The following is a 14,224-nucleotide window of genomic DNA, read 5'->3' on the forward strand; positions in this document are numbered from 1 at the left end:
CATTAATTTCCATTTCAAGTATTTGCTCAACCCCGCCCCCTACAACAGAGCTGAACATTAATACTTCTGACCTCAAGTCCTTTGAATAACTGGTGAAAAAAAATCCTTTAATACCTCTTGCACTTTTACATAATCAGCAATATCTAACTCTTCAATTGCTTCTTTTGCAACTGATGTCAAATTGGCAGTCAAAGTTACTTCCTTACTCAGATCACTACCATTAAGGCGTTCTATTGCCAAATAGTCTCTAACTTTTGGACGTCTAACAGTAAGTTCTGAGACAGAAATACCATCAACTGTTATTGGATTATCAAGTTTTACTGTTGTCATACTTTCTCCTAAAAAATAAAATTCTAAAATCTTTTTAAAACTAAACCTAAATACCTAAAACCGTTTGCAGCAAGGCCATCTGATCAACACCATTTATCTTTCTAATCATATTTTCAGCATCGATTTCTATTAATTCATTACCACCTATAGTAAGTTTGTAGTAATGGGCAGCTACAGTACACTTTAGCGTTGCTTTTTCAGCAGGTTTCCAGCTACCAAAGTCAAATTCTTTGAATATTCCCCTGAGATTGATTACTACAGCTTCAATATCGTTACTACCACTCCCTTGCATTCCACCACGGAGCGTCAAAGATACCGAATTTCCATTTATCAAGCCAAATAGCCGAAAGAGCTCTGTATCGTATTCAGCAAAAGTGAAATCTGCTTCAAGCTTCTCAATGCCCATATCAATATTTATTGGAATATCCATACCACCAGCACGGTACTCCTCTGTTTTTATGGTAAGCTTCGGCAAAGTTATTTCATCTATTTTTCCTGCATAGCCTCTACCATCAACAAATACGTTAAAATTTCTCAGTATTTTCGGTAACATTTGTTTTTCTCCTTTTCTTACAGTACTTCGCTATTGATCAAGTGTGATCTAAAAGTAATCTGTTCTGCTGGATACGGTGGTGTAAACTCAAAGTCAAAATATACTTTCCCGCTTGCAATGTTTGCCGGTGTGTTGAGTTCTGGAGTTGCATAACATTTTCCACTGATAATAGCTCCTTGAGCTTTCAAATTTGCAAGATAAGAATTCACCCCCTCAATCACATCATCTATGTAAGTTTTGGTGATATTGCGATCAACTGCCCAGAGATGAGCTCGAAGTAAACTATCATTAATTAAATCTGCAGTCCTTCTCACTGATAAAAAAGCCCATTTTGAGTCATTTGAACATGTTCTATTTCCCCAAAGCCTATAGCCATTTTGATGAATTATCGTTGTTACTTCATTTTCATTTAAATGGTTTGCTCTACAATTTGTATTACCGAGCGTAAAATCAATAGGCCTGCTTGTTCCAACAATACCATTTATCTCTTTATTTGAAGGTGAGTGCCAAAATCCTTGCTCGCTATCTATTTTAGCTATTAAACCTGCTACAAATGGGCTTGCCGGTTTTTCTTCCCCTTCAAACACCTTAACCCATGGATCAACTACGTAAACTCTTGAATTACTGATGCTTTTTCGCCATTTTATTGCTTCTTCATCATTGGTATTTGGTCCATCTGCTACTATTATGCTTCTCAGCTTTTCTGCTATAGGAATCAAAGCGCCAACCACCGGATTTTTGCCATCTTCTGGTAATTGGTGAGTAAATTGAGGTGCAATCAGTATTCTTGGCGCAACATGAACTATGCTTTCACTGCTAAGGAATGCTTGTACGCCCAGATATTCTCCGGTTTCTTCATCAACACCGCCAATTATATTCTTCAGCGTCTCTTCTTCTTTTAATTTTGGATCACTTTCCTCAACTCGAATAACTACTACTGTTGCACCAATTTGGGAAAATATTCCGTTTATTGCAGAAGGTAAACTTCCATTCTTTCCAAGTCTTGCTGCTTCTTTTAAGCTTCCTGCTATCAGTACCGGTTTATTCAGTGGAAATTTTTGCTCATCAGCTTCAGGTGCAGTACCAATTACACCTATCACTGATGATTTAGCTGTACGTACTGTTTTTGCTCCTGAGGTTACCTCAATAACATTTACTCCGTGTTGTAAGTTAAACATATGATATAAATAAATAAGAGAGAAAGATAACCCTACTCACTATAGGAATAGGGCTATTATGGGCATGTGCTACCGTCTCCGTGTTGGTGTTTTACAACCGTTTTTATCAAGGTACACTAGCCCTATCTCTCGATACGTTTGAATAGTTGCATGGGACATATGTATGCACCCGTTTACAACCTTAAATTAATTAAACTATCGGAGATTATTATGATTACATCTTATCAAAATTTTATTGGCATTGATATCGGAAAATTTAAAAATGTTGCTGCAGTGCACAACCAAAAGAACACTATCAAGTTTGATAATAATTCTGCTGGTTGGCAACAATTGTTTCAAGAATTTTCAAATATTCTACCTAATGCTTTTGTAACTTTGGAAAATACAGGAAAATATGAGCTTGGCTTAGCACATTTTCTTGTTGGTAAGAATGTTGCTATACATCGAGCTAATACTCGCAAAGTAAAAAGTTTTACCTTATCTCATGGAACTTTAGCAAAGTCTGATCAATCAGATGCAAGAACCCTTGCCCAATATGGATTTGAACGCTATAGTACTCTATCTCTATTTGTGCCTATGTCAAAGGAACAAACAACCTTAGTCGCACTTTGCCAACGTCGTGATGACATTACGCAAATGAGAGTTCAAGAGAAATGTAGATTAGCAGCACCTGAAAACGACTATATAAAAGAAAGTTGCCAAAAGGCTGTTGACTTTCCATAAGATGGTACAAGCCTCCACCTTCTAGGTGGAGAAACTTTAGTTTGTCAATGTCATAACTGTACTTTATAAAGTATAGTTATGACGGAATATGACAAAGGAAAACACACTGTATTTTATCATAGGTACCATATAGTCTGGATTACAAAATATCGGTACAGAGTATTAACTAAGGCTATGAAGGAGAGAATACGAACAATCATAGCAGAAGTATCTGAAGAAATGGGGATTAAGATAGAAAACGGAGTAATATCATCAGATCATTTACATTTATTCGTAGTAATACCTCCTCATATAGCTGTGAGTGATTTTGTTCAAAGAGCCAAAGGCAGGTCTTCACGCAAAATTCAACAAGAATTTCCAGAGCTAAATAAAATGTACTGGGGAAAGCGTTTTTGGGGAAGAGGATACTTTAGTGCTACCAGCGGACATATCACAGATGAAGTCATTAATGAGTACATCAATAAACATACAGATGCACATCAGCCTCATTCTATATCTAGTATAAGATTGGAGTAGCTTTAGCTTCTCACCGCGCTTCCAGCGCTATATCCAACCTTTCGGCTCTCAGCCGATAGTGGTTGAGTTTTTTAACAATCAGATAAATGAACTCAACGATTCTATACAAAAAATTATTGATGGAAATCCAGAGTTACAAAAGCGCCAAAAAATCATAAGAACAGTACCAGGAATAGGTATAAAATTATCTCAAGACTTTGTGTGTCTGATGCCAGAGCTTGGCCATTTAAACAAAAAAGAAGTTGCAAGTCTCGCTGGAGTTGCACCGCATCCAAAAGAAAGTGGAAAAACTATTGGCTACAGAAGAATAACGGGTGGTAGAAGTAATGTCCGTAGAAAGCTTTTTACGGCTGCAATGGCTGCTGCAAAGTCCAAATCTGCACTTGGTGCCTTTTATTCTAAGCTTGTTGAAAGTGGCAAGAAGAAGATGGTAGCTATAACAGCTCTAATGCGTAAAATTATAGTTATTGCCAATGCCAGGCTTAAAGAAGCAATTAATTTGCATATTTAAAATTTACACAGCAGTAACTGAAATGGGTTAATGAATATTGTGAATAAGTTCTCTAATTGCATAAAAGTCAACAATAATTTTTTGTATCATGAAAAATATTTTTTGATGTAAAATTCAGCTCTAATACAACCTTTTATTTATTATTGTATTATCTTATTCAATCAAAAGAGGTTTTATTGGCAATAAAAACATCAACACTAATTTCCAATTAATCTCTTTTAAACTATGTAGCCAATGAATATGTGGATAAATACGTCCACACAAACTTAAAGTATTTATCCACATATTCATTAAGCTTATAAAAACTAAGGTATCATTCTTTTCCTCTATAGTCTTAATGATTTTACATAAGTTAAAAGTAGCATGCTTCCATTGTTCTCTCCGCGGTCTAATATGGCTAATTCATATTGTAGCCAAGCCGCACTATACTTGTTAGGCGGAAGTGGACGGCAACATGTACGCCACGAAGTCTATGCTTCAACTTATCCTCTTGCTTATCCCTTCCATCGGCATTGCTATCTTTACTTTCAGTAAAATTATTGTTTTATACTTCTTTAGTGTTTATTGATAGCAAAACTCTTTTCTATCGATTAGCATCTTATGCATAATCACGGCTAATTTTCTTGCTACTGCAACAATTGCTTTTTTCATGCCCTTTTTCTTTTTAAGCTTCAATCCCCAGCTTCTTAATTTAAATGTCCTTTTACATTTTACCAGTAAGACCTGCGCGGCTTCATATAACATATTCCTACAGTCCACTGGTCCCATTTTTGATATACTTCCGTGTCGATCAATCTCACCAGAAGCGTACTGTCTTGGACTTAATCCCATATAGGCTCCAACTGTATAAGATGTTTCAAACCTATGCAGATCATCTATTGCAGCTTTATATGTCATTGCTACTATAATACCAACTCCTGGAACAGTAGTTAATAATTTACAATCCTCATCTTTTTTGCTTTGTTCTGAGAGCATTTTATCAAGTTTTCTTATTGATTCTTCTATTATTTCTAAACTATGTACTAATGATTCAATTGAGGTTTGGCTAATTTCATCTAGATTATTAACCATTTCTTGCACTTTTAAAGCAAAGTTTGCAGAACTAAGACGTTGATTAACTTTTATCCCGTATATTTTCAGTAATCCCCTTATTGTTCCCGCAATTTGCTCTCTGCAACGTATTAATTGTCTTCTGCTTCCAAGTATTATTTTAACCTGACAAGCTTCGTCTGATTTTACTAATACCTCCTTAAATAGCCCAACTCTCATCATTTGTGCTATGCCTCTTGCATCATTTTTATCATTCTTATTGATTCTCGCAGATAATGCTGCTGCCATATGCCTTGCATCTACACAAGTTACTGGTAATCCAAGATTCCTCAACTCTTTGCACATCGATATTGATAATTGCCCGCTTTCTATTCCTATGGACTCGTATTTTTTGTTTTGACCAAGCAGAAACTCAGCTATTGCACTGCTTTCACTTGCAACAACCCCTTCTTTAACAATTTTTCCTTTCTCATCAATGATACTAATAAAAGTTTCTTTGAGTGAGACATCTAACCCGCTATAATGTTTCATGAGACTACTCCTACTGTAAAAGTTTAAATTATTCTTGAAGAACTAATTCATTGAATTTGTTACTTCGTGCTAAAATAATGGAGTATGTCTCTCCATCATTCAATAGCAATTACAGTATGTACGCTCACACAGACTTAAAGTACTTATTCACAATATTCATTGACTTAAGCAGAAATTGTCGTAGTAGCTGCTTGACATAAAGTCCTATTTCTATGACAAACGGGTTTTTATTGCCCATATAATTTGCAAAACTACACAATAAAAAATTTTTAAAAAACATAGTTGATAATAGAATTTTTTTGTGCCGTTAAACTTTACACAATTTTTTAGCTGTGTTTTATCTTGAACCGATAGAAAATCATAGTATATTGAGTATTTTAATCGGGTTAGGTAATGAATTACACTCTAATGCCATCACTTAAGCATAAAGCTCTTGTGGAAATAGCTATTACGTTATGGAATCAAGATGATGCCTGGGATTTAGCGTCAAAGTTTTACTTCTCATCACCAATCCTAAATGTCAGTGAAAGAAAAAGAGAATGGCAAAAGGTAGAGGATGAAGTGATAAAAAAGGTACTAAAACTTCCGCTGCCAGAATTGTTAAAAAAGGAACTATCAAGTTTTGTTGAAGCAATAGGTTGGCAGATACTCATATGGAAACAATATCATAAAAATCTTTTAGGTGGCAAAGATGCTAGAGCAAGCTTAAGCAAGCTTTGTTGGACACCACAAGGCACTATTGATAAAGAGAAAACAGCAAAGATATTAGTGCAAGATGAAAATTTAGATATTGCTAAGCGCTATAGATTAGCATGCACTTATTGTTTAGAAGATAACATTCTCACCCTATGGAAACAAATCAGTGGTAGGAAACTCTATGGAAAAGATCTTAGGAAAATAAGAATAAATGAATCACCTCTAGTATCGTTCTGGTCCCATCATATAGAAGAAGAAACAGCTCAGTTAGGCGATATAATAAGAAGATATTGTCAAGATGATAGTGTTACTCATTATGAGTATGCATTTCGACGTTCAGCAGTTAGTGGCAATGAAGCAGCAACCAGATATTTCCTACAAAAGTTAACTCCTGAAGAAAAAGATAAGGTCTTAGTAAGAACTGCAGAATATGTGGCAAAAAGACGTTGTGACTGTGTTAGTGAGTTTACAGATTTTTCCAGGGAGAATTATATTGATGTTTTGTGCTTTTTACTTTCAGAAATGGATAGAGAACAACAAATGGAAGTGTTCAAGAGCTGCTCTTATGAAGTGCTAAAGTGCTTTTTGGATTGGCCATGGCAGAGTTTTTTTATGGAAACAGCGCAGCATATGTGGGCTTTCCTTTCTGAAGAAGGTTATGATTGTTTATTGAGAGTAATCGTTAATAAGATGATAGATGGTAATAAAGATTACAATTATCAAAAGCTCTTTGGAATATTTTGGCAGAAAGGTCCTAGTACTCACACAAAACATGTAATAGATAAATGCGGATCAGGTGGGTTATTATTACTAGACTTATTTAAGGTTGAAGATGTGGAAAATATCAAACTGATCTTTCAAGATGCAACTCCCAAAGAGAAAGAAAGGCTTATTTTTTGTAGTAGGGGGCAAGATATTTGCCAAGATTTGATTTATGGTGATAGGGGGGGATTTATTGAGTTCTTCATTCGAGAATGTATATCATCAAAAAATGAAATGGTAAAATTTAGGGAGGAATTTAAAGAACGTATAACATGGTGTTGTTCAAGAGAGGAATTTACAAAGAGGAAAGATAAATGGGATAAGTTTTTTCAATTACTGGATAATCTTATTCAAGAAAATGATAAAAAGAGAGGAATAGAAGGAGAAGAAAGTAGTCCAGCAAAGAAACTTCGTAGTATAGAACTTGAGGAAGTGACACACAGTATGAAGAAATAGATAAGAAAATGCCAAGAGCAACAGCTGAAGCGAAACATATTGAACACAAGCTTGAGTTAATAGAATTATTAATCACTGAACCAATTAATCCAGGTAACAGTAAGGGTAACCCTGTTCTCTCAGTAAATTTCGATGCACCTAAGGGATTTGCTGAAAAGTTTAGTTTATTTCTTCGTGAAACTCCAAATATTGGTTCAACATCTAGTCCTGAGTTTTTTATTCATAGCATATTAGGATCGATTTTAACCCTTCCTAATAGTGGTCTAGTAGAAAAGCTTGGCATCAATAAGGTGTATATTAAGCGTACTAATTTGAAAGTAGAGGGATTGAAAAATGAGATTAGCATTGTAAAACTATGCTTTTTTCTTGAAAAAAGTGGAAGAAAACAAGTGGTTCTTAGAGCTTTTACAAATGATCAAATTACAGGTTATGGGGATTTAAAACGGAAATATTGTTATAATGATGATGAACTTAAAGAGATAGCAAAAACACTAGAGATCTCTGACATAGATAACACAGATATAAATGAGTATTCGTTTCATATGCGTACTGAAGAAGATTTAGGCAACCTGTCATTCGAACTATATAGAGAACAAAGAGATAGAGTAAAAGAAAAATTTAAGGATTTGGTGTCTTCTCCATCTCAAACTAGTGAATTTGAGGAGATCAATATAGGTCGGTCTACAAGTCTTGAAGGTGCATTTAAACAGCTTTCTGATAAGAGTATAGATCAAGTAATAGTTGGTATTAGAGAAATTTTTCTTGAACTGGCCGAAATATACAAAAGTAATCAGGGAAAGTTTTCACTGGGCAACTCAGAAGCAGCATATCATGGGTTTGTTTATGGAACTTTAGCATTAAATTTTAAATATCGTTATGGTCTTAATTGTTATGTTGAACGTGCTGCAGGTAACGGACGTGCAGATTTAATACTTATGTCACGTACAAAAGATGCAAATGGTAGGATAAATCCTAAACCTGTTCCAGTAGTTGTTGAGTTTAAAGGAGAAGGTCATACTGCTGATGAAGCTATAACACAGATCAAGAACAAAGGTTATTTGTATAACCTCAGCATTAGAACTAAAGCAGAAGAGGCGGTTATAGTGGGAATTAGTTATGCTGAAGTAAAGACAGAACAAGCTAAGATTTTTCAATCCCAAGGTTTTGTGCATCAATTATTAGAAGGTGCTAAAGATTTTGATGGCAATGAAGCAAAGGAAAATTTAAAGGCAGAACTAAAGAACTTATATCACTTGATACCAAGTAAGGATAAAAACTATTTAAGCAAACTAGTGTTCGGACAGATTTTAGCTATGGATAGTATAGATAAAAATATTTTCACTTATCAGAATGAAGATAGAAGTATAGGAAGAGAGGCTACTACATTTCTACTATTCAATCAAGGGGAAGATAGAGCAGTAATATTAAATATTATAGAACGTAGTGGTGAATTAAGAGAACTTAGAAGGCAAAAGAGATTTGACAGTAATAAAATTCCTCCAATTGATGAACTGGATATTGATTCTGCAGTTAAAATCGACCTGATAATAAACACAGGAGTAAAGAATAACCTAGGTGGGTTTGAAGTAGGAGAAAGAAAAGATAAGTCTTATTTTCAGGATATAAATATAAAAGAAGTCTCTCATAACTCTAAAAATAGATACAAGGGTAAATTTGAAAGAATAGGGAATGTTGACGTAAATAGCTTAATTGAACAATTACGTGGAATTGATGTTGTAGACTTGCTTAAGGAAAGTAAAGATGAAGAGATGATGGGAAATAAGTTAAAAGAGTCACTATCTCCTTTAGTAGAAGCTTTATTGCCTTTTAAGGAATTAATAAAAAGAGAAGTGGACTTTCAAGCAATAATGCACGGGTTATTGATAAATGGAAAAACGCAAGATGGTAAAGAGATTAAAGTGTATGTGGAATCTAATATATCTTCATTAGGGAAAATGGACCTGGCGCTATCTTTTACATATTTGCAAGGAGATGAATCTACTATTGAGGAAGATGAACCAATTATCATAGAATTAAAATGTGCTAATAGTAGTGTAAAGAAAAAATTAGGACATGCAGAAAAACAGATGAGTGACAAATATAAAGTTCTTAGATCTTTTACTGATAAGAGAACAGCCAAGTTTTTAGCCATGGTTTTTAATCAATCTAGTAGGTCCGATAAAGATTTAATTACAGCAAGCATAAAAAGTATTGAAGTCTATCATACCACATCTCAAGGTGAGATTAGCTCTCCCGAAAGAGGTGGTGCAAGAAAAAGGCTAAGGCTTGAAACTGGGCCTCAAATGGAATGTTTAGAAGCTAAAAGAAGAAAAATAAGAAATATAGGCATGTACTGCATAGACTCACGTGATGAAGAAAATATTACAGAGGAAGAAAAAGAGCAACGTATTAAAGAGTTGTTTAATGCTAACAAGGTAGCGGAAAGAGTAAAGAATATTGAGTTTTATGATCAGCTTTTCAAAGTTTCTGAACGAATCTCTAGAGGTGAAGCTACAGACCAAAATGTTGAAGAAGCATTTATTGCAAAGGTTAAAAATGTAGATCTAAATTCAATAGACCCAGAGATCAAGGATATTGTAAAGGAGATGAAAGAAAATAAAGAAGAAATCAAAAATATTCTCAGAGGATATGGGGTAGCAGAAAAAATAGGGAAAGTAGCAGAAAGTGCAGGTTTTGCCTTTACAGTATTTTTAGTTGGTAAACATATAGCAAATGGAGATGTAGAAGGCCTAGGTTATGATGCATTAAATCTCTGGGTAATGCCAAAGATTGGTGAGAAAATCTCTGGAAAAATATTAGGATTAGGAGAAAAACTTGATTCTCAAATGCTAAAGGGGTTTGCCCCAGTTATGGGACCTGCTATAGGTAACTTTGCAGCATTTTTAGGGTTAGCAGAGTCGATAAAAGCTCGGGAAAGTGCAACGAATCCTGTAGATATAAAGATTGCTGACCTAAACATCGCAACTAACTCCATTTTTATAGCTGCAGATGTACCTGCGATTGTTACTGAGACAATGTCAGCCGTAGGAATAGAAGCTGGAGTAATGGGAGAATTTGCTGGTCCAGTTGGTACTGCTATTTCAGTTGCTGTTATTATTATATCGCAATTTGTAGAAGCAGAGCTTGAGGTAGAGAAATTGGAAGAGCACATAAATCTTACAGATCAGGAGAAGCATGATTTGTATTGGGATTTCTTTCTTGGTAAAAAAGTACCAGATTATATAGAAAATGATATAGAGGCAGAAAGTATATATAAACAATATGTATTAAAGCTCATAAGCCAATATAAAGGTAATTATGATAAAATAGTTATGTCGCTGCCTTATATATTGGTTACAAAGGAAAAGCGTGTTTATGGGGAAATACAACTCCTCAGAGTTTATTGTCGTACTAACACAAAAATAGTTGATACTAAGTTTGATTTTGGATTCAATACGAATGTTACATATCCATTTCATATCAGTGATATTAATTCTAGAGTGATTCCTACGAACATTGAAAGTTATAGTGTCGTTTGCGGACCACACGATAGCGATATTAAAGTACAAATTGATAATCCTCCCTGTACTGACTGTGTTGTAAATGGAATTGGCTCAGGATGTGATAACTTATATGATCATAGTAATGTATTACTAAATAGAACATTTGAAAAGTGGTTTTTACAAGAATACCCTAGCGACTGTTATAATGCGGTTATATACAGAAATAAGAATTTCCGTGGGTATGGAAGCGTATACTATATAACAGCTCAAAATGCTAATATTAATGTTGTTTTTCAAGAAAAGGATATTTTAAATGGTGATCGAGGTAGAAGAGGTAAGGTAGAAAATAGGTACTATTTTGAAAAGTCATTAGATAGTTGCAAGGTGTATAACTCAGGTAGAAATTTCTTTTACATAGCAGGGAAGTTCTCTTGTGATTTAGGAGCAGATAGACAAAAGAATATAGTTATAACACAAGGTAATCTTACTACAGATTCAATAAACATACATTCTATTATCGGCAGTAATAGAACTAATTATATAAAGTTCTCTAATGCAGATTATGTAGATGGTAAGGGTGGAAATGATATAATAACAGCAAAAAACTTTGCTACAATAAAAGGTTATTTTGGTGATTCTATTCACGGAAGTGGCTTAGTATTATTGCCGGTAAATTTTAGTGATATAGATAAAATAACTCATGTTAACGACAGAACAAATATTTATAATAAAAGTGGAGATTCTATAAGTGTAGATAAACAGACATTAATAAAAACAGCAGATGGTTTGTTTGTAACTCCAACGAAAGTAGAGAGTAATACTGGAACAGTAGCAAGTCTACAAATAACAAAAAGCGTTGGTAGTGATGTTATATTAGATGATGAGTTAGATAAGTTGCAAACAATAGATAATCGGAACTTTAATATTACAAAGCAATTATCAAGTACTAATTATCGTAGTACTATAGGTAGTTTTAGTAATCATATTTTTTATCCTGATAAAGAGCACCATAATTTTTACTGGGAAGCTCCAAGTAATATAAACCATCTTTATCTTTTCGATGAAAAAAGTGCTAATATTACGATTGCTCAAGCAAATGGTATATTAGACTTTAGTCAATTAAATAGCACATTAAATGATATACAATTTGCAGAGAATAATGAAGGAGAAATAAAGATTAACAAAAGTAGACTAAATGTAACCCTGCTACCAGATTATAAAGATGTTACGGTAACATTTGATAGGGAAAAATATTATAAACTTCAGAATGGTGAACTAGAGCGTGATTATTGTTCTCATAGCTTAAAAATAGATGGAAGATTTAGCGTTAATGGTACTGATCTGTTAAATCATTATAATTGTTTCACATTTGATTCAGATAAGGTGCTTTTTTTAAAACTCAATAATGATTTGCTATTGTTATCAGATAAAGGAGCATTATCAATATCAGATTACTATTCTTTTGTTCATAGAAACTGGGATTTATCTATAGAACTAAACAATAGAATTATAGAACCAGAAGAATTTGGAGAAAGAGCTGATGATTTTAGTTCTTTCAGGTATTATAAACCAGATGAACAAGGGTTACAGATTTATCATAATCAGCCTATTAATAAGAATGATATTGGTTTAGTTGATTTGAAAGGTAAGTCTATATTAGATTTCGATATGAAAGTTATGAATGATACCTTATTGCTATCACATAAAAATAACACTCTTGTAAAAGTAGAGAACTGGAATACTTATCAACCAGCAAGAGAAATGATGTTTGCTTTTAATGATACAATAGTTTCTAACTCAAAATGTATAGCTTCTACTTGCAATCCACAAGATGTTATAATGGACTTTAATAAAGAAAAACAGAAACAGTATTCTCAGCTAATAAAAACCTCAGGGCCTGAAGAAGCAAAGTCACTTATAAGAAAAGCTATCCAGGAGAATAAGTCGAACTTGCTTGAAGCTCTTCTTGATGGTATGAGAAACAGGGATGATAGATATACTCTTATCAATGCTAAAAACGATTTCGGCGAGACATTTCTGCACCTTGCTATCTCTCAGTGTTTTGTTGATAACGGCGTTAATAACCTAAAAGATACTAAGTTAAAGATTGTAGAGCTGCTGCTTAACAGTGGTATTGATGTTAATGCTCAGGATACCCAGGGCAAGACGTCTTTGCACCGCGTTGTCCTTCTAATGGGTTATTTAGTTCAAAATAATCATGATTTTAGTTTGTTACAACTTCTGATTTTTAAAAATGCTGATGTTAATATTCGTGACAATAATAGTAAGAAGCCTTTAGATATTGCAAGAGATAAAGGTTTCACAAACATAATTTCCTTTTTAGAGAAGGCAGAAAGAAGAAATGAATACGTTGCACCAAAGCATATACGTCATCATAAAAGACATGCTTATCATAGAGGGAACCGTCATCGTTATTCACCTATTGAAAAGACAACAAAAGCTAGAATAGAAGGAAAAGCTATAGTAGGTAAAATTGAGTCTATGATAGATGAAAAAAGTCCTACAGTAGGATATGATGATGTAGAGGTTATGGTAGTAGGTGGCATAGAGATTGCTGCAATAAATAGAAAAAAAATCAAAGTGAATAAGGCAGAAGAGGTGTGCTATAAGAAAGCTACAAGCAGAGCAAGTGCACTATCTTCATGGATAAACAGTTTGTTCGGTTCAGTAAAAACCTCAATAGGTCGGTTATTAGATTCTAAACCTACATTGTCTGACGGAGTATCAAGTACTACAAGTCCAATCTCACAAGTTGATTCACCAGTAGATATAAACGGCACAATCATGTTACTTGATGTGCTTATTAGAAAAGTTACAGGTCAAAAATACATTTCTACAGCAGATCAGCACGTATCATTACTGGAAGCGCAGGGCTATGCATTAAATATTACAGAGGAATTTGAGAAAGTAGTAGAACAAGCTGCATTAAAAAGTGGCATATCAATGCATCGGTTAAATATTGATTTTGTTGAAATACAGAAAGAAGTTACAGGAAAAATCATGAGTGGTAAATTTGATGAGATTTCGGGGATTTTCAACTCATATGTAGAGAAAGCATGTTCTGGTAAAGAAGCTGGTAAATTAAGTCCGAAGAAATTTGAAAAGTTTATAGCTCAATTTAATAAGGGTCTGCTAAATCAATCAATAGAGCAGATATTACACAACAGAGATGGTAGATTAGTTGATGGTACAAAAAAACAGCAGATAAGTTTAGAGCCTCAAAGTTATTTAAGTAATGCTTCAGTTCACAGCCATTCAAAGGACAAAGTATCAACTTGTCTTTCTGATGTAGGAGTAACCAAGCTTGGAGGTAATCTCAATAGGTAAGTTATAATATAAGGGGTAATATGCCAAGTAGTGGAAAATTTAAAGTGAAGGTAGCCAAAATAATTAG

At 34.0% G+C, this 14,224-nt stretch carries 7 protein-coding genes and 2 pseudogenes; 5 read left to right on the plus strand and 4 right to left on the minus strand.

What is annotated here, in order from left to right; all coding sequences use genetic code 11:
* Positions 1–72 precede the first annotated feature (72 nt).
* Genes ABWU33_RS03190 through ABWU33_RS03200 form a run of 3 tightly spaced genes read right to left on the minus strand, consistent with a single transcriptional unit; the run spans position 73 to position 2,061 of the window.
* The gene (locus ABWU33_RS03190; RefSeq protein ID WP_353280990.1) at positions 73–330 is read right to left on the minus strand and encodes a phage tail assembly protein; all 258 of its coding nucleotides are present in this window, start codon (positions 328–330) and stop codon (positions 73–75) included.
* A gap of 46 nt (positions 331–376) precedes the next feature.
* Positions 377–883 (minus strand): phage major tail tube protein, encoded by a 507-nt coding sequence (locus tag ABWU33_RS03195; RefSeq protein WP_262986552.1) that lies wholly within the window; start codon positions 881–883, stop codon positions 377–379.
* 17 nt (positions 884–900) lie between these two features.
* Positions 901–2,061 carry a phage tail sheath subtilisin-like domain-containing protein gene (locus tag ABWU33_RS03200; RefSeq protein ID WP_353280992.1) on the minus strand — a complete coding sequence of 387 codons (1,161 nt, stop codon included), beginning with the start codon at positions 2,059–2,061 and terminating at the stop codon, positions 901–903.
* Between the two features lie 210 nt (positions 2,062–2,271).
* Here ABWU33_RS03200 and ABWU33_RS03205 point away from each other — a divergent pair.
* The 3 genes and pseudogenes from ABWU33_RS03205 to ABWU33_RS03215 form a co-directional block, all read left to right on the plus strand.
* Positions 2,272–2,778: pseudogene (locus tag ABWU33_RS03205) on the plus strand (IS110 family transposase); the annotation flags it as partial.
* Between the two features lie 84 nt (positions 2,779–2,862).
* Positions 2,863–3,300 carry an IS200/IS605 family transposase gene (gene tnpA / locus ABWU33_RS03210; protein WP_265024376.1) on the plus strand — a complete coding sequence of 146 codons (438 nt, stop codon included), beginning with the start codon at positions 2,863–2,865 and terminating at the stop codon, positions 3,298–3,300.
* Positions 3,301–3,361: 61 nt separating this feature from the next.
* Positions 3,362–3,811 (plus strand): annotated as a pseudogene (locus ABWU33_RS03215) (transposase); the annotation flags it as partial.
* A gap of 561 nt (positions 3,812–4,372) precedes the next feature.
* Here the strand turns inward: ABWU33_RS03215 and ABWU33_RS03220 are convergent.
* Positions 4,373–5,392 (minus strand): IS110 family transposase, encoded by a 1,020-nt coding sequence (locus ABWU33_RS03220; RefSeq protein WP_214303242.1) that lies wholly within the window; start codon positions 5,390–5,392, stop codon positions 4,373–4,375.
* 393 nt (positions 5,393–5,785) lie between these two features.
* Here ABWU33_RS03220 and ABWU33_RS03225 point away from each other — a divergent pair, with 393 nt between their 5' ends.
* Both ABWU33_RS03225 and ABWU33_RS03230 read left to right on the plus strand, forming a co-directional pair.
* The gene (locus ABWU33_RS03225; RefSeq protein ID WP_353280994.1) at positions 5,786–7,306 is read left to right on the plus strand and encodes a hypothetical protein; all 1,521 of its coding nucleotides are present in this window, start codon (positions 5,786–5,788) and stop codon (positions 7,304–7,306) included.
* Between the two features lie 8 nt (positions 7,307–7,314).
* Positions 7,315–14,157 (plus strand): latrotoxin-related protein, encoded by a 6,843-nt coding sequence (locus tag ABWU33_RS03230; RefSeq protein ID WP_353280996.1) that lies wholly within the window; start codon positions 7,315–7,317, stop codon positions 14,155–14,157.
* Positions 14,158–14,224: the final 67 nt, after the last annotated feature.

The sequence above is a fragment of the Wolbachia endosymbiont (group B) of Cyclophora punctaria genome (genome assembly GCF_964028235.1).
GTDB lineage: Bacteria > Pseudomonadota > Alphaproteobacteria > Rickettsiales > Anaplasmataceae > Wolbachia.

Coding starts and splice junctions, on each gene's coding strand:
- ABWU33_RS03225 (WP_353280994.1), top strand. CDS start 5,786: ATGAATTACACTCTAATGCCATCACTTAAGCATAAAGCTCTTGTGGAA.
- ABWU33_RS03220 (WP_214303242.1), bottom strand. CDS start 5,392: ATGAAACATTATAGCGGGTTAGATGTCTCACTCAAAGAAACTTTTATT.
- tnpA (WP_265024376.1), top strand. CDS start 2,863: ATGACGGAATATGACAAAGGAAAACACACTGTATTTTATCATAGGTAC.
- ABWU33_RS03200 (WP_353280992.1), bottom strand. CDS start 2,061: ATGTTTAACTTACAACACGGAGTAAATGTTATTGAGGTAACCTCAGGA.
- ABWU33_RS03190 (WP_353280990.1), bottom strand. CDS start 330: ATGACAACAGTAAAACTTGATAATCCAATAACAGTTGATGGTATTTCT.
- ABWU33_RS03195 (WP_262986552.1), bottom strand. CDS start 883: ATGTTACCGAAAATACTGAGAAATTTTAACGTATTTGTTGATGGTAGA.
- ABWU33_RS03230 (WP_353280996.1), top strand. CDS start 7,315: ATGCCAAGAGCAACAGCTGAAGCGAAACATATTGAACACAAGCTTGAG.